Annotated in this window: 19 protein-coding genes; 6 read left to right on the plus strand and 13 right to left on the minus strand. The window is 62.0% G+C overall.

What is annotated here, in order from left to right:
* Positions 1-146: 146 nt before the first annotated feature.
* From FNJ47_RS34630 to FNJ47_RS34685, 12 genes are all read right to left on the minus strand, one after another.
* Complete coding sequence (locus FNJ47_RS34630) at positions 147-1,541, minus strand: pilus assembly protein TadG-related protein (protein ID WP_163160390.1); 1,395 nt, start codon at positions 1,539-1,541, stop codon at positions 147-149.
* A 9-nt stretch (positions 1,542-1,550) separates the two neighbouring features.
* Entirely contained in the window at positions 1,551-2,000 is a 450-nt protein-coding gene (locus tag FNJ47_RS34635; protein ID WP_163160391.1) for a hypothetical protein, read from the minus strand.
* Between the two features lie 6 nt (positions 2,001-2,006).
* On the minus strand, positions 2,007-2,660 hold the full coding sequence (locus FNJ47_RS34640) for a methyltransferase family protein (RefSeq protein ID WP_163160392.1): 654 nt from the start codon (positions 2,658-2,660) through the stop codon (positions 2,007-2,009).
* Positions 2,661-2,663: 3 nt separating this feature from the next.
* Positions 2,664-3,569 carry a type II secretion system F family protein gene (locus FNJ47_RS34645; RefSeq protein ID WP_163160393.1) on the minus strand — a complete coding sequence of 302 codons (906 nt, stop codon included), beginning with the start codon at positions 3,567-3,569 and terminating at the stop codon, positions 2,664-2,666.
* Positions 3,566-4,492, minus strand: coding sequence for a type II secretion system F family protein (locus FNJ47_RS34650; RefSeq protein ID WP_163160394.1), 927 nt, complete (start codon positions 4,490-4,492; stop codon positions 3,566-3,568). The genes FNJ47_RS34645 and FNJ47_RS34650 overlap by 4 nt, the downstream gene beginning before the upstream one ends.
* On the minus strand, positions 4,492-5,922 hold the full coding sequence (locus tag FNJ47_RS34655; RefSeq protein ID WP_175068458.1) for a TadA family conjugal transfer-associated ATPase: 1,431 nt from the start codon (positions 5,920-5,922) through the stop codon (positions 4,492-4,494). The genes FNJ47_RS34650 and FNJ47_RS34655 overlap by 1 nt, the downstream gene beginning before the upstream one ends.
* Positions 5,919-7,115 (minus strand): CpaE/TadZ family protein, encoded by a 1,197-nt coding sequence (locus FNJ47_RS34660; protein ID WP_236000264.1) that lies wholly within the window; start codon positions 7,113-7,115, stop codon positions 5,919-5,921. The genes FNJ47_RS34655 and FNJ47_RS34660 overlap by 4 nt, the downstream gene beginning before the upstream one ends.
* An 11-nt stretch (positions 7,116-7,126) precedes the next feature.
* The gene (gene cpaB, locus FNJ47_RS34665) at positions 7,127-8,092 is read right to left on the minus strand and encodes a Flp pilus assembly protein CpaB (RefSeq protein ID WP_163160395.1); all 966 of its coding nucleotides are present in this window, start codon (positions 8,090-8,092) and stop codon (positions 7,127-7,129) included.
* A 1-nt stretch (position 8,093) separates the two neighbouring features.
* On the minus strand, positions 8,094-8,600 hold the full coding sequence (locus FNJ47_RS34670; RefSeq protein ID WP_163160396.1) for an A24 family peptidase: 507 nt from the start codon (positions 8,598-8,600) through the stop codon (positions 8,094-8,096).
* A 71-nt stretch (positions 8,601-8,671) separates the two neighbouring features.
* Positions 8,672-8,887, minus strand: coding sequence for a Flp family type IVb pilin (locus tag FNJ47_RS34675; RefSeq protein WP_163160397.1), 216 nt, complete (start codon positions 8,885-8,887; stop codon positions 8,672-8,674).
* A gap of 92 nt (positions 8,888-8,979) precedes the next feature.
* On the minus strand, positions 8,980-9,195 hold the full coding sequence (locus FNJ47_RS34680; protein WP_163160398.1) for a Flp family type IVb pilin: 216 nt from the start codon (positions 9,193-9,195) through the stop codon (positions 8,980-8,982).
* A gap of 365 nt (positions 9,196-9,560) precedes the next feature.
* On the minus strand, positions 9,561-9,905 hold the full coding sequence (locus FNJ47_RS34685) for a hypothetical protein (protein WP_163160399.1): 345 nt from the start codon (positions 9,903-9,905) through the stop codon (positions 9,561-9,563).
* A 276-nt stretch (positions 9,906-10,181) separates the two neighbouring features.
* Here FNJ47_RS34685 and FNJ47_RS34690 point away from each other — a divergent pair, with 276 nt between their 5' ends.
* From FNJ47_RS34690 to FNJ47_RS34715, 6 genes are all read left to right on the plus strand, one after another.
* Positions 10,182-10,493 (plus strand): hypothetical protein, encoded by a 312-nt coding sequence (locus tag FNJ47_RS34690; protein WP_163160400.1) that lies wholly within the window; start codon positions 10,182-10,184, stop codon positions 10,491-10,493.
* Positions 10,494-10,586: 93 nt separating this feature from the next.
* Entirely contained in the window at positions 10,587-11,123 is a 537-nt protein-coding gene (locus tag FNJ47_RS34695) for a LabA-like NYN domain-containing protein (protein WP_163160401.1), read from the plus strand.
* Between the two features lie 266 nt (positions 11,124-11,389).
* Positions 11,390-11,665, plus strand: coding sequence for a hypothetical protein (locus tag FNJ47_RS34700; protein ID WP_163160402.1), 276 nt, complete (start codon positions 11,390-11,392; stop codon positions 11,663-11,665).
* Positions 11,666-11,950: 285 nt separating this feature from the next.
* Positions 11,951-13,669, plus strand: a complete 1,719-nt coding sequence (locus tag FNJ47_RS34705) for a TolC family outer membrane protein (RefSeq protein ID WP_163160403.1) — start codon at positions 11,951-11,953, stop codon at positions 13,667-13,669.
* 295 nt (positions 13,670-13,964) lie between these two features.
* Positions 13,965-16,091 carry a type I secretion system permease/ATPase gene (locus FNJ47_RS34710; protein ID WP_430649440.1) on the plus strand — a complete coding sequence of 709 codons (2,127 nt, stop codon included), beginning with the start codon at positions 13,965-13,967 and terminating at the stop codon, positions 16,089-16,091.
* Positions 16,092-16,103: 12 nt separating this feature from the next.
* Positions 16,104-17,354, plus strand: a complete 1,251-nt coding sequence (locus FNJ47_RS34715) for an HlyD family type I secretion periplasmic adaptor subunit (protein ID WP_163160404.1) — start codon at positions 16,104-16,106, stop codon at positions 17,352-17,354.
* 209 nt (positions 17,355-17,563) lie between these two features.
* On the opposite strand, the gene FNJ47_RS34720 is transcribed toward FNJ47_RS34715, so the two are convergent.
* On the minus strand, positions 17,564-17,749 hold the full coding sequence (locus FNJ47_RS34720; protein WP_163160405.1) for a hypothetical protein: 186 nt from the start codon (positions 17,747-17,749) through the stop codon (positions 17,564-17,566).
* Positions 17,750-17,840 lie beyond the last annotated feature (91 nt).

A 17,840-nucleotide genomic window follows, 5' to 3' on the forward strand; every position in this document is an offset into this window, starting at 1 on the left:
GACTGTAAGCTCTACGGCGTGGTGCACGAACTGGAGTGATCGGGACGTCGGGGCCGTAGATTTACGGGGATCGTCGTGGAGACGCGGCGGCACGAAGATGAGACAGAACTCAAACGCCGCCACACCGCGCTGATCGAGCCTCCTCATCACTGCACCAACTGCACGTATTGCGGCGGACCCTTCACCTGCACTTGGGTCGGGCAGCCAGAGCTGTCGAGAGTAGCATTGCCATTGAACGCGACCGACTTGGCGATCAACTGGCCGCAGCTTGTTCCGTTGCCCATGTTGATCGTTGGATTACCCTGAAATGTCACGGCCGCGGTTGGCGCGTAAATGGTTCCTGTGAGGTTGATGTTGGTATTTCCGCCAAATTTCACAGCCGTCGCTGAAGCGTCGTACATGGACATGTACTGGAACAAGCTGGCAGAAGACTGAAGTGCCGAAGGAAGCGACGATGGGGCAGTCGACGGTCCTGCAATGGTGATCACCGCATTCCCCGTGTTGTCGATTGTCGCGCCTGGCAGGAGAATGAAGGTCGCCGTACCCGAGATCGTGGGGGTTCCTGTGATTTTCAGAGTCCCTGAGATGAAGTACACGCAGAAGGCTGTCGTGGGGGTGCAGGTCGAGGTCGCTCCGTTCAGCGATATAGCCCCATTGGATGTGATATGGAGCTTATCATTCGTGCATGGCGTGGCAGCCGTGTAGGCAACGAGCCCCGATCCTGTGCAGACTGGGAGGCCGCATCTGGTGGGCAGGCTCGGATTCGCTCCACACAACGTGGTGAGGGCTCCATCGAGGGCGGTGTAGGGATTTTGAACCGGCTGCGAATAAAGGTAAGCCTTGTTGCACAAGGTTGTAGTCCCCGTGCAACCGCCCGCAGCAGACAATGGGCCGTTCAGGGTCGTGCCGCCGCCAGTGAAGTCTATTGCGTTGTTGGCCGTACTATCCGAAAACATGCCGCAATTCTGCGCATTGATGTTGGGGCTCCCCTGGAAACTCAGAGAGCCTGACAGGGCAAGGACGCACGGTGGATTTGGCGCCAAATTATTAACTTTGGCGACGGCTATCGCACCGATGGTTACGTTGGAAAGCCCAAGCAACTTTGCGATATACCCTGGCTGTGTCTGGCTGACTTTGGCCTGCACGAAGCAGTTGGTACCACCAGTGCAACTGGTACCATTCCAAGCCGCGAGCGTGGCAATCTGCACGTTCTGCGAGACACCGCTCGGAAGGCTCGTCGAGCATTTCGAGCCTGGATAGGACGTATCGCCCGAATTGCAGAACGTGTTCTGCGCGGCGAATTGCTTGCCGCTATAGTCAACCGTAGTGGTTGGCGCCGTGCAGGAAGTTCCGGAAGCCAGGCAAGCCATTTGCAGGCCGCCCGAATACGCAGCCGCATCGGCAGCATTCTGCGCGCGCTGCTGGGTGACGTACCAGGACCCCGCCTCGCCTCCGAGCGCGAGCACGCCAATCAACGGTATCATCGCGATCACGGTGGCGAATGCGGCCGATCCTCGGCGGCAACGGAGCACGTCACGCATGAAACACTCCTATTGAAATCGTTCGGTATAATTCAGTGTGAATGCGCAGGAATTGGTATTGCCACTCGTACACAACGCCGACCTCAGCACCATCGGCGTCAATGTGATGGTCGTGCTGTAGGAATAGTACATTGGCGACACAGTATTGCCGGACGCGCACACGGCAGTGCCACACATCACCTGAATGCTCGGAATCGGATATCGGCCATCGGCCTTGGCGAGTGCGGCCGTCGCCCAGCTCGACGTATTCGTCACATCCGGCGGCGGTGAGTACTGGATGGACTGCCCGAACGCTCGCAGCGCATCCCAGGCGGATGCATACTGGTAGAAAGCGATCCCGAGATCAGCGAGCGGCACGAGAAGAACGGTGATCAGGAAAAAGGTGATCAACGGCATCTCGAACGCGACGGCGCCGCGTTGATCCGTGATCAGAGAACGCTTGCCGTTCACACGAGGCATGGCCGCTCACCAGACATAGGGGATCAATCTCCAGCGCGAGGCCTCGTAGCTGGAATATTCAGGAAGTGTGCGCCGAAGCACGTCTTCTTCGTAATGAATTCGCCAGACCTGGATGGCGATATGCAGGAAGAGCAAGGCGACGGTCATCCAGCTCAGATGCTGCAACACAACGCCGACGAACACGATCTCTTCCGACAGATACAGCGGATGCTTGATCCACCGGTACGGTCCGGTTTGCACCACCGAACGCGCCTGCGGCACCAGGCTGAACGACCGTCCGAGATGGCGGACAGTGACGAGGATCATGATCATGCCGGTCAGCACGAAAACCGTGGACAGCAAATTCGGCAACGCGCCTTCGGTCCGCTCGAAAAACGTGATCGTCCACGGCCAGTATGTGCCGACGAACGCTGCGATCCGCGGCAGCAGCCCTTCGGCCTGCGCCTTTGCCGGCCCCCGGATCAGGATCAGCAGCGCCAGCATCAGGTAAAACACCGCGACAAAGAAGTTCGACACCAGCGACGGCCACGGCTCTCCCGCCGGCGTCGCGAGCTTGAACGACACGGCAAGTGCCAACAGCAGGAACCACGCGCTGCCCAGCAATCGGGTGAGCCGATCGTAAGCCAGGTTCGTCGAGAGGCTCATTGCAGTTGCACTCATGGCTTACTTACCTAGGTCGGAGAACGTACGAATGAGGTGAAGGAACGGGCTTCCGCCCAGAATCACGAACATCGCGGGGAGCAAGAACAACACCATCGGAACGGTGAGCTTGGCGCCCAATTTGTGGGCGCGCTCCTCGAGCTTGGTGATGCGTTCCCGGCGCAGGTCGACCGCAATGCTGCGCAAGGCCTGACTGAGCGGCGTGCCATATTGCAGGCTCTGGCTGACCATGGTGCCGAAGCGACGAAGGCCTTCCGACGTGGCGGCGAGCTTCTCGAACGCGTCGGCGCGGTTCGGCAGGATCCGCAGATCGTCAAGAAGACCACGCAATACATGGGTGACGGCCGGGTTGGTCTCCCGCATCTCTTCCGCCACGCGTTCAAGGGCGCTCTCCAGGCCCATGCCCGCTTCACTGCATACAACAAGCAGATCGATGGTATCGGGCGTACCCAGCCGAATCGCCGCGTCGAAGCGCCGTTTCAGGAACCACAGGATCAGTCGGGGACCCATGATTCCGATCGCCACGCCAAGCAGGGTGAAGATCATCACGTCGCTGAAGGGCCTTCCGAGAATTTGCGAGAGGGTGAAAGCCGCGATCGGAAACACAAATGTGCTGACCATCTTGAAGCCGAGCCAGATCGGCAGCATCCGATAATGATTGAAGCCTGCCGACTGCAGAATCATCCGCAGCTCGTGGAGATTCTCCTGGGCGTAGAAGCGCGTGTAGCGCGTACCGACCGATGAAAGCCAGCCGACCAGGTCCTTCGAGTCGGACCGGTCGGGAATGCCCAGCACGGCGTTCGAGACGCGCGTGTCCAGGGCGCGCAAGTGTATCTCGCGGATGATCAGCATGAAGGTCGCAGCCGCGACTGCGACGGCAAGGGTGGCAAGCCCGAGAACACCCGTCATAGCGTGGTTTCCCTTCTGACCATCCAGCGGATCACGAAATGCCCGATCAGAACCGAGCACGCCGCATAGGCGAGAAGCACTCTTCCTTGCGGGTCGAACAACAACAGGTCGACCGACCGCGGATTGATCAGGTACAGCAGCCCGCCAATTACGACCGGCGCCATGGTGAGCGCACGCGATGAAAAGATAACTTCGCCCGCCAGTGCCTTCGCTCGGGCTGCCAGCGCAACCCGCTGGCTCACGGTCTCACCCAGCGTCTGCAGCGTTTCCGCGAGGCTGCCGCCGGTCTTCAATTGCACCGCAAGGGTCACCGCAAACATCGCATATTCCGGCACCCGCGTTCGCTGATAGACCGCTTCCACGGCTTCCTCGGGCGACCGGCCCAGATTCAGTTCGCTGCAGACGATGGCAAACTGCCCGGATGTCGGTTGTGGCATCTCGCGGGCGATGGTGCGAAATGCCTCGTGAACAGGCAATCCCGACCGGACCGTACTCGTCACCAGCTGGACCGCATCGGGAAGCTGCCGGAAGAGTTGATTTGCGAATCTCTGTTGCTGCCATCCGAACAGGCCACGCACGACCAGGAGGGCGACGACCGCACCGGCAATGCCGGCATAGAGGCCAGGAAATTTCAGCACTTCATTGAGGTAGAGCACGCCGGCCGCCGCAAAGCATCCCGCAAGCACCACATAGACCGGCCGCACGGGATACGGCATGGCAGGATTGTAATTGATGAAACGATGGAACGTACGCCAACGCGACGTCTGGGCCGCGCGACGGATGGACACCAGGGCTTCTGCTTCGGCCGTCGGCAGAGCGATTTCGAGCTGACGGTCCATTCGCCTTTGCCGCGAGTCGAGCCACAGCGTATTGACCGTCGCACACAGCAGAAGCACTAGGACGATGATCAGGGGCGTCGACATCAGATATGCCTCATCGCTTCCGCCCAGGCCCGATCGAGCCCGAAGTAGACGAGGCGGCTCTTGAATTTCGGCACAGCGTTCGTCGAACGATAGGTGCCCGATATCCGTCCGTGAATGTCTTCGTCCGTGTACTCGAAGAGTGCAATGTCATTGGTAGTGATCACTTCACCCTCGAGGCCGATCACCTCGCTGATCTGCACGATGCGGCGCTGTCCGTCCCGCATGCGCTCGACCTGCACGATGATGTCCAGGGCAGCGACGATCTGCGATCGGATTGCGCGCGACGGCAGATTGACCTGCCCCATCTGCACCATGTTCTCCACACGGGTCAGGGCGTCGCGCGTGCTGTTGGCGTGCACCGTGGAAATAGATCCATCATGGCCGGTGTTCATCGCCTGCAGCATGTCGAATGCCTCGGCGCCGCGCACTTCGCCCACGACGATGCGGTCGGGCCGCATACGCAATGCGTTCCACAGCAGATCGCGCTGCGTCACCTGCCCTGTGCCTTCAAGGCTGGGCGGACGCGTCTCGAGGCTGATCACGTGCGGCTGCTGAAGCTGCAGCTCCGCCGCGTCCTCGATCGTGACGATGCGCTCGCTGTGGTCGATGAATTGACTGAGGGCGTTCAGCAGGGTCGTCTTGCCCGAGCCGGTGCCACCGGAGACCAGAACGTTGAGCCGGCAGCGCGAGGCGATCTCCAGCAGCTGCCCGATCGCCGCGTTCATCGTCCCATTCTCGATCATCGCGGCGATGTTGTAACGCCGGCTCGGGAACTTTCTGATCGAGATGCAGGGACTATGAACTGCCAGCGGCGGCAGGATGATGTTGACGCGGCTGCCGTCAGGCAGCCGGCAGTCCACCATCGGACTGGATTCGTCGACGCGGCGGCCGACCTGCGAGGCGATCTTCTGGGCAACGGCCGCGATATGGTCGTTGTCGCGAAACCGCACCGCGACCCGCTCCAGCTTGCCGGCCCGCTCGACATAGACGCTGCTCGGCCCGTTGATCATGATGTCGTTGATCGTCTCGTCGAGCAGAAGCGGACGAAGCGGCCCGTAGCCGGTCATGTCGTCGGCGATCTCCTCCGCGAGGAAGAGCTGCTCGCGGCCCGACAACTCCAGCCGCTCCTGGTTGGCGATGCCGTGGATGATTTCCTCGATCTGCCGCCGCAGGACATCGCGCGAGACCGTCGTGGCCACCGCCGGTTCGATCTGTTCTATGACCCGCTCACGCAGCGACGCCGGCATCACCGGATGGTGCGAAGGCTCTTCATGCTTTGGAGACGGTGTAAACAGGCTCGATGCCGGTGGCGATACGCTTGGTTCGGCCGGCGGCAAGGGTGGCGGCGCCGGTCGCATGGCCGGCGCATCCGGCACGGCTGCGGGCATCCACATCGGCATTTCGTCTGCGCGCCTACCGAACTTTTTCATAGCCCGAGCCACCTCTTCCAACGCGCCTTTTGATTGGCGCCGACGCCGGTGATCTCCCGCACGATCGGAGCAAGGTGACGCCGCAGCCCGGACACATGCTTGAGCGCGGGAACGCCGAGGTTGACGGCCTGGGTCATTCCCTTGCCGAGATCCGGGATGATCATGTCCGGCTCCGCACCCAGCGCCTTGACGATCGTCGCCCTCGGCAGGCCGCCGGCGCGATCCGCACGATTGAGCAAGGTGAAGACGCGATCCTTTCCGGCGATGTTGGTGACGGCGTTACGCAGCGCGTGAGCATTGCGCAAACCGGTCACCTCGGCTTCCAGCAAGACCAGCACGTGACGGGACATCTGAATGACCGGATAGATGGATGCCGGGAACGGCACCGGCACGTCGACAACGACGTAGTTGAAGCGCTGGCGGAGCAGGCCGATCACATGCCTGACGCCGGCTTCGGTGATGTCGAGCTTGGCATCGAGGTCTTCGTCGCCGGAGATCAGGCAAACCCGCTCGTTCACGTCGATTGCCGCGCGCTCCAGGAACAGCGTGTCGGCCCGCATCGGATTTTCGAGCGCAATGCGCAGGCCCGGACCGGGGCGCACACCCAGCATCACCGCGGTCTCGCCGCCCTGCAGATGCAGGTCGAGCAGTGCGACCTTGGCCTTGGTGGTCTCGGCCAGTTGCAGCGCAAGGTTGATCGCGACGCTGGTCGCGCCGGCCCCGCCCTGCGCACCGCATATCGAGACAACATGCCCGCCGCGATCACGATCGCTTTGGGCGGGCGTGGTGTCGCCAAGCAACTTCGGGCGCAGCTGGTCGAGCACGATATCCCTGGTGATCGGCGTTGGCAGATACTCGGTAAGGCCGATCTCCATGAGCTCGCGGTAGAAGGTGATCTCCCGGTTGTCGCCGATCAGGGCCACCTTCACGTCAGGCGGACAGACGCTGGCGAGGCGCTCCAGTTCAGTGAAGGGATCATCCATCCCGCTGATGTCGGTCACCAGCGCGTACAGATCGGTGTCGGTCTCGAGCATGCGTGTCGCATGACGGATCGTGCCGCGCCGGATCACCAGGTTGCTGCCGTCGAGACCCTTGCGGAGGGCCGCAGCGCTGAGCTCGTCGTTGACGAAGCAGACGATGCGGTTGCGCGCGACAAGGGAGGCCGTCTCTTCCGGTGATTCAACCACTGCCATGTTCACACTCATCAACGTTTCTCCGGTCCCTTGCCAACGTCACCAGCCGCTGCGGTCGTCTGGGCTTCGATCCCCGGAAGCACGTCGCAGCCCGCACGAACGTCGTCGTCCACATCCTGTTTCCTGACCGAGTATTGCTTGACCCCGGTGCCGGAATAGATCGCCACCGTCGTGCTCTGGCCGGCCACCGCGCTCTGGCGCGCCAACTCGGGCGACACGTCGCAGCTCGATGTCGCACCGCTGTCGGCCTTGTCCCACTGCTCGGCGGCAGCCCTGACGACGAGCGAGAGCGTGCCAAGCTGCTTTGCCACGGCGACCTTCTTGACCTGATCCGGCTTGAGCTCCAGCGATACGGTTTGCGCCGTCTTGCCCGGGACCGCATTGGTGATGGGGCGACCGCCTTGCGCAATCTCCTGGTCGATCGCGATCACACGCACGTTGGACAGCACTGTTTCGCTGACGGCCCGCTTGACGGGATCCGCCTTCTCGAACACCTGGGTCAACACTACGTCGACATTGTCGCCCGGCCTGATCAAACCGGAGACGCCAGTCTCCTCGTCGACCTTGATGCTGATGGCGCGGCTGTCCGGCGCGAGAACGCTGGCGAGGAAGCCGCGATCCTTCGGACGCAGGATATCGTCCAAAGTAATGGCACTGCCGGCGTCGACGAACTTGCGAACCAAAGAGCCGGGAAGTCCGGCCTTGGCGTCAGGCGTTTCGAGGATCGCACCTGCGGGGACACGATTTTGCGGCGCCTGGCGCACGGCGAAGTCCTCGTCCCGGGCCAACGTCCCCTTGGACAGCGGACGCGCCGCGACGAAGTAGGCGATTGTCGCAGCTGCGGGTGCAGGCTTCTCCACAACTGCCTGTGCAACGACCTGGTCTTTCGGCTGGTTCACGTTATAGGCAATGATCCCGAGCGCCGTAGCCGCAAGCAACAGCACCATGATGATCGAAACGCGCAAAGCGGACGACATGTCAAAATCCTTTGCTCAAAATAGCCCAGATACCGCCGCAAGCGATGGCGACACCGTATGGTAGCGGCGCGTGTCGCAAATGACGCCAGCGCTCGACCGCGTAGACCCTTCGCACCAACGACGATCCCGCGGGTGCCAGCCTCGGTTGCGGCAGGCGGCGCATCGCCAGATGCACCGCGGCCAGAACGCCGCCGGCCAACGCAGTTGCCGTCAACATCTGAATCACGCCGGTCAACGGCAAACCGATCGACAGCGCGACCAGCAACTTGACGTCGCCACCGCCGATCGCTCCCCGCAGATAGATCACGAAGAGTGCCAGGAAGAGGATTGCGGCAACGATCAGCGACTGGCCGATCTGCATCGGACTGGCCAATTGGCCGACGATCCCAAGGAACGCCAGCGCCAGACAAATCTCGTTTCGGATCAACCGTGTCGCGATATCGATCGTTGCGACGTACAACAACAATGCGATTTCCAGACACGAAGTCGTGGACGCAATCCAATTCATGAAATAAACGCCTCAGAAAAAGGCGGGGGGCACAAAATAATGCCCCCCCTCCGGAGCGCCGTCCTCTGGACTCAGGCGCTAACCGCGTTGGCAACCGCGGTGCCGATCGAAGTGAGCGAGGTGGTCAGAACACTGCCGATGCCACTGGCGGTACCCGTACCGAACGCCGCGGAAACGGCGGCGACGATACAGGCGGCGACGATCACGTACTCAAACGACACAACGCCGTCCTTGTCCGTGCGCAGACGCTTCAACCCTTCGGTGATCCTGATGTAAGACCGCAACATAGGAGAAAGCCTCCTTTAAGGCTCGCACATATCGCAATCCGGTTGACTGCCGTTGACAGCAAGAATCTGCCAACAGCACTCAACGTCCGGAGTTATGCGGAGACTGCGGTGGCGACCTTGCCGGCGATCGTGGTGATCGAGGTGCTCAGGACCGAGCCGATGCCGCTGGCGGTACCCGTACCGAACGCAGCAGAGACGGCGGCGACGATGCAAGCGGCGACGATCACGTACTCGAACGACACAACGCCGTCCGTGTCCGAGCGGAGACGCTTGAAGGCTTCGGTGGTCTGGATGTAGAGCTTCAACATAGGAAAATATCCCTTTTACGATTAATTTTACTTACGATGAATTTACGCAACGGTTGGCCGGGCAAAATCCGCCAACTAGGTTCCGCTTATATGATCTCGCGACTTAGCTGTCATCTGGTAATCCTTCGTTAACCCTACCAGCGCCGTGGCTTACGTTTCCCTCAACGCGATATCTATGAAGATCACAACCAAAATTCTTACGATTGCCGCGGATTTTTCAGCATATTGCAGCTCGCGTTTTGCCACTCCGTGCGAATACGGTATCGGCACCGAGGTGGTCGCCAAAGGTGTCGAGAGGCATCCTGCCTTGGCGGCTCCGCGGCTTCTTCATCAGCCATCAATTGCCATGCACAGGATCGCCCGTCTCAATAACAGGCCCCGGAATCCCCTCTGAGCCGGCCGCAACTTTCCGGGCTGGATTGTCGCCATTGCGTGACCGCCGGCGACGGCTTGCTCGTGTCCGCCGGCGCCGCCGGCCTGCTGCGCTCTTCGTCAAGGAGCTGCGAATGAAGCTTCTGGATCTGAACGTTTCGCTCGAGCAGGGACATTGATCTTGCCTGAACCTGCTCTGCCAGTCCCTTGCGCATGGCATTCTCCCGATCGAGCAGCTCAGGAAACCGCAACAGCGGCCGGACCAGCTCGGTCGCGCTAATCACGCACGACGCCCGCTCCACCGCCTGCGCGATCTGATCCGGAAAGTGCTGCGGCATTCCGCGAGTGCGCCATTCAGGTTGACGGCCGCCGGATCCGTCTCTTCCTCGATGATGGCCTGGCGCGCAGCTCCACAACAGGCCAGCAGGATGCGCAGCGAGAGAGTGGCCAGGCGTCTCGCGCCTTGGCCAAGTTCTCTCCGTCCCGATCCCGGATAGGACGGCCAGATAGCGCGATAGGCGTACCTCCTTGGGTCACGTCTGCCGGCAGAAGCAAGTTTTCTTTGCAGTCAGGGACGCTGAACCGTCCTCTCCTCCCGTGGAAAAAAATTTGTATTGACGAAAAACCGAGGCCTGCAAAAAAGCTGCGTTCTCAAAAAAATCGCGCCGTGCGAAATGGCAGAGCTGATTGATGCTAAATGCATTTCAGCTGCCCGCGCAATAGTAACCTGGCGCGGCAACAAGGCCCGGCGCGGCAAGTCGGTAGCTTCGCTGACCCAGCCATCCCCGCAACAAATGAACGTTGCGGTTGCAGTTGGAGGCCGGCCGGCATCACGGCGACCGCCGCTGGAACAGCATGCGCTGGGTGAGAAACCTGCCGGCGCCGGCAAAAATTTCCACTTCATCCCCGCCAACTCCTTGCTCTAGGATCAGTCCTTTCAATGAGAGCGCCCGCCATGCGCTCGAGGAATTTCCAGAACCAAAACGTACTGCGACTGATCCGGCGTCATGGGGCTTCAGATGACCGATCGCATTGCACTTTTCATCGACGGCGCGAATCTGCACACCACGGTCAAGAACCTCGGCTTCGAAGTCGACTTCCGGCGACTGCTCGTGGAATTCGGCAAGCATGGGCAGATCGTCCGCGCCTATTTTTACACGGTCGTGAGAGACGACGACGAGTTCAGCAGCCTTCGACCGCTGGTGGATTGGCTCGACTACAATGGATATGCGGTCAGGAGAAAGTCGGCCAAGCCGCACGACGACGGCGATGGACGGCGACGAATGAAGCGCAGTATCGGTATCGAGCTCGCGGTCGACGCATTGGAAATCGCGCACCGTATCGACCACGCATTCCTGTTCTCTGGCGATGGTGATCTGCGGGCTGTTGTCGAAGCCGTCAGGCGGATGGGCGTCCGGGTCACCGTCATTTCCAGCATTCGGACGAAACCGCCCATGATCGCCGACGAGCTTCGCAGGCACGCGGACGTCTTCGTCGAGCTCGAGAGCCTCAGGGCATCGATCGAGCGCCCTCCACATCCGATTGCGCCGGAGTGAAATCGCCGACGCGCCGGCGACGTCGCCCGCCGAGATCGCCTGCAAGCGGAAGCGCAGCCCGGTCGGCCGCGTCCGTACATCACCGAATTACGCAGGCCGGTCGGAGACATCAATCTGTTGTTGGCAACGACAGGCGCAGCGCTAGCTGAATCTTCCAGGTTCACCGTGACGCGCCGCGGGGCAGACGGGTCGAGCCCGGCGCCTCAGGCAAAGGCGGTGACGTTCAGTGGATCGATAACGATCTGGATGCGGTCCGGCCTGCCGTCTTGATCGACGGCGAAACGTTCACGGTCACCTGGGGAACGACTGTCCCGGCGGACGGCAAGGGAGCCAAGCTCACGACCTATGTCTTTGCAGCCGCCCACCGGACTGCTGCGTCGATCTTTGCGACGCGCGTGGGCGAGTCCACGGTCGAGATCTTCCGGTTCTATTTTGGCAGCAGGTCGCTCTACAAACTGACGAGCCGCTTGGCAGGCCTCTCGCCCGACTCAAAGGTCACGCCCCTCGTTGCAACCTGCCTGGCGACCTGTCGCGCGCAGTAGGCGACGGGAGGCCAGCCGCTAAGGTGATCTTAACTGACCTTTTCTGTTGTGGTTGGCGGTGTTGCTGGTCGGCACCAGCCGGAATGCCCACGCGCCCCGCTCTCAAACCATTGGATTTTAATAAAAATCTCAATGCGCCCGGTAACCAGCGCTATGACTCCACTCCACTTAGAGTGGCGGTGTGGCGGAAATGTCATAGGTCGGGGAACCGTCCTTTGTTAGCCTTCGTCAGATTTTTACGTAATTTTTTTGTGAGCAGGGGCGGAATTGAGTAGGGGCGGAATTATGAGATCGGCATACACGGCCATCGCGTGCCTCTGCCTGGCGGCGACGCCGGCATGTGCCGAGGTTTTTTCCATTAACGATGCGTTGCGCCAGGCAATGCAGACCAACCCGGGCGTGGGTGAAGCCTCCGCAAATCGGCGGGCGACGGAAAGCGAGCTGAGACAGACTCAGAGCACGCTGCTGCCGCAGGTGCGCGTCGACGCCAGCTACGGGCCGGAAAAGTTCGATCAATCGCCGGGCTTCATCAGCCCGAACATCCAGGCGGCGCCGACCGTGGGTTCGGGGCCATGGCGCAACGGCAGCCAGGAATCGGTGGTCGTGCGCCAGCTGTTGTGGGACGGCTTCTCGTCGATCTATGACGTCTGGCGCCAGACCGCGCGCGTCAACGCCGCAGCCTCCCGCGTCAAGGAACGAACCGAGCTGCTGGCCCTCGACGCCGCCGAAGGCTACATGGACGTCGTGCGCTACATCCGGCTGGTGAGCCTCGCTCAGCAAAACGTCGCCAATCACGAGAAGATCTTTGCCAACGTGAACTCGCGCTTCTCGGGCGGCCGGGCCGGCGAAGGCGACCTCGAGCAAGCGCGGGAGCGCGTCGAGGCCGCCCGTGCGGCACTCGCCGAATTCCAGCGCAGCCTCGATGACGCGCGAGCGAAGTACCGCAAGGTCGTCGGCCTCGAGCCGATCAATGTTCGCTTCCCGAGCCCTCTCGCAGGATTGCCGCACAGCCGCGATGAAGCGCTGGCGACGACGCTGCGGTTCAATTCGACGATTGCGGCGGCACAGTCGGATGCCGACGCCGCCAAGCACGCGTTCAAGGCCACCGACGGCACGTTCGGCCCGAAATTCTATCTTGAGGGACGGGCAACCCATTACGACAACTCCTACCCCTACGTGGCGGTCCCCGGAACACCCTCCATTACCCATGAGGACTACAGCGGCAAGGTGGTGATGTCGTGGGACATCTTCCGCGGCGGCCAGGATGCCTGGAACAGGTCGGAGAAGGCCGAACGCTATACCGAAGCCACCATGCGGCACGCGCGCTTGCAGCGCGACGCCTATGAATCGATCGACAAGGCGTGGAATGCCCGTACGATTACGGCTACGCGCATCACGGCTCTGACCCGTGAGCTGGAAGCAGCCAGGAAGACCATTACGGCCTTCCAGAAGGAATATGAGCTCGGCCAGCGCTCGCTGATCGACCTGCTGAACGCCCAGAATCAGTTCTTCAATGCGTCGGTCTCGCTCACCTCCGCCCGCAGCGTCATCGTTTTCGCCGACTATCAGCTGCTGGCCGCGATGGGGACCTTGATCGAATATCTGAAGGCTCCGCCGCCGGTCGATGCCGCGCCGACCGACATGTTGTCGATTGGCCTGCCCCGCTACTCGTTCCCCACCTTGCGCGTGAACCTGCCGCAGACCGGGTCCGAGCCGCTGCACGTCGCCGTTCCCGCCCCCACTGCCGCCGCTCGTTCCGCCAAGGGCTACAAGGAGGGTTATGCGGCGGCTCAGCCGAAGGATACCGGCTTTGCGGATCGCTTCACCGGTTCAACGACGACTGCTGCCGTGCCCGGATCTGCGGAATGGATGCAGGAGCAGAAGAATGCCGCTGATGGTCCGAATGTCATTTACGCGGACCCGTCGGTCACGGCGAACGCCAGCTCCTATGCGTCGACCAAGCCGCACTGGCTGCTGTCGGCCTTCCCGAGTTCCGCTCAATAAGCAGCCGCCAGGCCGAGATCAGGACTTCCGAAAGGGCCCCAAACGGGGCCCTTTCGATTCCCGTATTAATACTTAAAGCAAGTTTCGCTGATTCCGTTCGCTGTTTGTTGTACTCTGCACGCAGATCTTCGAATGCGATTTCTGCATTTCCATTTGGTTATCGAGGTTTCGTTTGTTGTTTCGAACCCCCAGCGCGGCGGCTGACGCCGGCCGCTCCCCCTCAGATGATTCAACTTCAAAGCCTGCCGCGACCAGTCGGCCGAGCGCCCTGGGCGACGATCCCCTCACCGCGTCGTTGAGCTATCTCGCCGCCCATCACGGCCGCGCGGTCAGCCGTGAGGCTCTGCTCGGCGGACTTCCGATCACGGACGGACGCTTGTCTGTTTCGCTCTACGACCGCGCGGCCAGACGCGCGGGTCTGGAGACTGAAGCCGTCAAGCGCAGCATTTCGGACATTCCCGCACTCGTCTTGCCGGCCGTCCTGATCATGAAGGACGGCTCTGCGCTCATCCTCCTTGGCGTGGATGCAGCGAACAAGGCGATCAAGATCGTTGATCCGGCGACGCCGAAGGCCCCGCGCGTCGCAGACATTACCGCCGTCGCTGGCGACTATACCGGCTACGCGTTTCTGGTGCGAAGCGCTGCGCAGGCCGATGCGCGCACCGTCGCCGCCGGAGACATCCCCAAGAACCACTGGTTCTGGTCGGTGGTGAAGGCGCATTGGCGCAGTTACGGGCACATCGCGATCGCCGCCTTCCTGACCAACATCCTGGCGCTGGCGACCCCGCTGTTCACGATGAGCGTCTATGACCGCGTCATCCCCAACGGAGCCATCCCCTCCTTGATCGCGCTCTCGATCGGCATGGGGCTCGGCATCGTCTTCGATTTCATCTTCCGCATGGTCCGCAGCCGCATGATCGACGTGACCGGCAAGACCATCGATGTCGTGCTCGCCGCCAACATCTTCGAGCATGTGATGGCCGTGAAGATGGCGCAGCGGCCGACTTCCGTCGGCATCATCGCCAATCAGCTCCGGGACTTCGACTCGGTGCGCGAGTTCTTCACCTCCGGCAGCGTGGTCTCGGCGACCGACCTGCTGTTTGCCATCCTGTTCGTCGGGGTGCTGTTCGTCATCGCCGGGCCCCTGGCCTGGATCCCGCTGATCATGCTCCCGCTCGTCATGCTGATTGGCTTCCTGCTGCAGCGCCCGCTCGATCGCGCAATGAAGCGCCTGCAGGCGGAATCCGCGGCCCGGCACGGCGTGCTGGTCGAGTCCCTGTCCGGCCTGGAAACCGTCCGCGCGACCGGCGCCGAGGCCCGCATGCAGACCTTGTGGGAGCGTTCGGTCGCGGCCACCGCCCGGTCCGGCGAGGACGTTCACTTCTGGTCGTCGATGTCGCTGACCAGCGCCAGCACCGCCCAGCAGATCACCAGCCTGCTGCTGGTCATCGTCGGCATTTTCCTGATCCTCGACGGCAAGCTGAGCGTCGGCGCGCTGGTCGCGGCGAACATGCTTGCCGGCCGCATTCTGGCGCCGATCGCCGGGATCGCCTCCGTCATCACCAAGGGAACGCAGACGCTGTCGTCGCTCAAGGCAATCGACCGCATCATGTCGATCGAACGGGAGCGCTCGCCGACCCGATCCTACGTCACAAGACGGATCGACGACGGCAAGGTCGCCTTCGAGAACGTCTCGTTCGCCTACCCCAACGCGCCGGGCAACGCGCTCGAGAAGGTCAGCTTCAAGATCGAGGGCGGAGAGAAAGTCGGCATTATCGGCAGGGTGGGATCCGGTAAGACCACGGTCGGCAGGCTGCTGCTCGGATTCTATGAGCCGAAGGAAGGCCGCATCTTGGTCGATGGCGTGGACTCGCGCCAATATGATCCCTCGGACCTGCGCACCGGCATCGGCTTTGCGATGCAGGATACCGACCTGTTCTTCGGCAAGCTGCGGGACAACATCGCTCTCGGCAAACCCGAAGCGACCGACGAGGAAATCCTGCTTGCCGCGCGGCTTTCCGGCGTCGAGAGCTTCATCGCCGGCCATCCGATGGGCTATGACATGCCGATCTCGGAAGGCGGCCGCAGCCTGTCGGGCGGCCAGAAGCAGGCCATCGGGCTCGCGCGCGTCCTGATCCGCAAGCCGCGCGTGCTGTTTCTCGACGAGCCGACCGCGCACTTCGATATTCGCAGCGAGCAGGAATTCCTTGAACGCCTCAAGGGCCTCGGTGACGAGCGCATGACCATCATCATCTCGACCCATCGCCTGTCGTTGCTGAACATGGTCGATCGCCTGCTGCTGTTCGACAATGGCCGCCTGGTTGCCGACGGCCCGCGCGACAAGGTGCTCGCCCTGCTTCAGGGCAGGCCCGCGTCCACGCCGCCGTCGCCTGAGAATACGATCCAGCCGAAATCCGCATAACGAGCAAATATTATGGCGTCTTCCGATTTTGCCTTTGCAAACGACATCCGGTCCGCAGCGTTGCTGCGCACGCCCCGCACCTCTCGCATGCTGCTGTGGACGTCCTGCGCGCTGCTGGCGACGTTCGTGGTCTGGGCGCATTTCGCGGTGCTCGACGAGGTCAAGCGCGGCAGCGGCCGCGTCGTGCCGTCGCGGCAGATGCAGGTGGTGCAATCGCTCGAAGGCGGCATCGTCGGCGACATCCTGATCCGTGAAGGCGACATCGTTCAGCAGGGCCAGTCCCTGATGCGGATCGACGATACCAAGTTCGCGTCCGAGTTCGGCGAGATCCGCGAACGCCGCGCGGCGATGGCGGCGCGCGTGGCCCGCCTCGACGCCGAGGCTCGCGGACGAAGCGAGATCACCTTTCCGGACGATCTCGACAAGATGGTTCCCGCCGCCGTCGCGACCGAGGCCAGCGTGTTCAAGATGCGGGGTCAGAAGGTCGCGCAGGACATCGACGTCCTCAATCAGCAGGTCACCCGCCTCACCGGCTCGCTCAAGCTTCTCGAACGCGAGCAGACCCTGACGCGCAAGCTCTATGAGCAGAAGGTTGTGCCCGAGATCGAGATGCTGCGGCTTGACCGGCAGGCCACCGAAATGAAGGGACAGCTGGCCGAGGCGCAATCGAAGATCGCAAACATCACCGCGTCGTTCCGTTCGCAGGCCGACGAGGATCTCGCCAAATCGCGCGGCGACCTCGCAGTGCTCGACGAGAACATCAAGTCAGCCCAGGACCGGGTCCGCCGCACCGACCTGAAGGCGCCTGTCCACGGTATCGTCAACAAACTGAACGTCAGCACCATCGGGGCCGTCGTGGCGCCCGGCGCCAACCTCATGGACATCGTGCCGCTCGACGACACGCTGCTGGTGGAGGGGCGGATCCGTCCGCAGGACATCGCCTTCATCCGTCCCGACCAGGACGCGGTGGTGAAGATCAGCGCCTATGATTCCTCGGTCTACGGATCCTTGAAAGGCAAGGTCGAGCGCATCAGCGCCGACACCATCGTCGACGACAAGGCGGAAAGGACCGAGCGCCCGGAGACCTTCTACCGGGTCATGGTGCGCACCGATAAGAACCATCTCGGCACCGAGCAGCATCCCTTGCCGATCATTCCGGGAATGGTGACCACGGTCGAGGTCCTGACCGGCGAGAAGTCCGTGCTGGATTACATCGTGAAGCCCGCCCGCCTGCTGCGCGACGAGGCCCTGCGCGAACGCTGATCGGCGCCGCGTGGTTAACCGATCGTAACCGCCGATCGTTCAACTTCGAACGAACCGGCAAACCCTGGATTGACCGCCTTTCCGACAATGCCAGGCGCCGGCCGCTCCACTTAACTCCGCTTAAGCGGCCAAAGCGCCAGTCTGCGTCCCGATAACAGCGGGGACGCAGATCAACGCACAGACGTTGACGGTCCCCGGTATTGGGGACGTCATATGAAGTCGCTGAAGTTGGCCTCGTCGGCGGTCGTCGCCGTGGCCGCATTTTCAATTAGTTTTTGCACAGCGCCGTCAGCGTTCGCTGCCGACGAATTCTCTCTTGGCAAATCCGCCGCCGAGCTCGCGCCGGCGTCGGACGCCGCATCGAACCGTCCGCCAGCCAACTTCAGCGACTTCATATGACCCGCTCTCCTATCTACACCTGACGCCACCGCCGACCTACACCGCGCAGACCCCACCAGTCGGCTGTTGCTTCACACCCAATCAACA

This window comes from Bradyrhizobium uaiense (assembly GCF_010811875.1).
Taxonomy (GTDB): domain Bacteria; phylum Pseudomonadota; class Alphaproteobacteria; order Rhizobiales; family Xanthobacteraceae; genus Bradyrhizobium; species Bradyrhizobium uaiense.

Bases quoted from the DNA above. Each gene is read 5' to 3' on its own strand.
- FNJ47_RS34660 (WP_236000264.1), bottom strand. From the start codon at position 7,115: ATGGCAGTGGTTGAATCACCGGAAGAGACGGCCTCCCTTGTCGCGCGC.
- FNJ47_RS34720 (WP_163160405.1), bottom strand. From the start codon at position 17,749: ATGAAGTCGCTGAAGTTGGCTGGCGGACGGTTCGATGCGGCGTCCGAC.
- FNJ47_RS34635 (WP_163160391.1), bottom strand. From the start codon at position 2,000: ATGCCTCGTGTGAACGGCAAGCGTTCTCTGATCACGGATCAACGCGGC.
- FNJ47_RS34670 (WP_163160396.1), bottom strand. From the start codon at position 8,600: ATGAATTGGATTGCGTCCACGACTTCGTGTCTGGAAATCGCATTGTTG.
- FNJ47_RS34650 (WP_163160394.1), bottom strand. From the start codon at position 4,492: ATGTCGACGCCCCTGATCATCGTCCTAGTGCTTCTGCTGTGTGCGACG.
- FNJ47_RS34715 (WP_163160404.1), top strand. From the start codon at position 16,104: ATGGCGTCTTCCGATTTTGCCTTTGCAAACGACATCCGGTCCGCAGCG.
- FNJ47_RS34645 (WP_163160393.1), bottom strand. From the start codon at position 3,569: ATGACGGGTGTTCTCGGGCTTGCCACCCTTGCCGTCGCAGTCGCGGCT.
- cpaB (WP_163160395.1), bottom strand. From the start codon at position 8,092: ATGTCGTCCGCTTTGCGCGTTTCGATCATCATGGTGCTGTTGCTTGCG.
- FNJ47_RS34695 (WP_163160401.1), top strand. From the start codon at position 10,587: ATGACCGATCGCATTGCACTTTTCATCGACGGCGCGAATCTGCACACC.
- FNJ47_RS34680 (WP_163160398.1), bottom strand. From the start codon at position 9,195: ATGTTGAAGCTCTACATCCAGACCACCGAAGCCTTCAAGCGTCTCCGC.
- FNJ47_RS34685 (WP_163160399.1), bottom strand. From the start codon at position 9,905: ATGCCGCAGCACTTTCCGGATCAGATCGCGCAGGCGGTGGAGCGGGCG.
- FNJ47_RS34630 (WP_163160390.1), bottom strand. From the start codon at position 1,541: ATGCGTGACGTGCTCCGTTGCCGCCGAGGATCGGCCGCATTCGCCACC.
- FNJ47_RS34705 (WP_163160403.1), top strand. From the start codon at position 11,951: ATGAGATCGGCATACACGGCCATCGCGTGCCTCTGCCTGGCGGCGACG.
- FNJ47_RS34675 (WP_163160397.1), bottom strand. From the start codon at position 8,887: ATGTTGCGGTCTTACATCAGGATCACCGAAGGGTTGAAGCGTCTGCGC.
- FNJ47_RS34640 (WP_163160392.1), bottom strand. From the start codon at position 2,660: ATGAGTGCAACTGCAATGAGCCTCTCGACGAACCTGGCTTACGATCGG.
- FNJ47_RS34655 (WP_175068458.1), bottom strand. From the start codon at position 5,922: ATGAAAAAGTTCGGTAGGCGCGCAGACGAAATGCCGATGTGGATGCCC.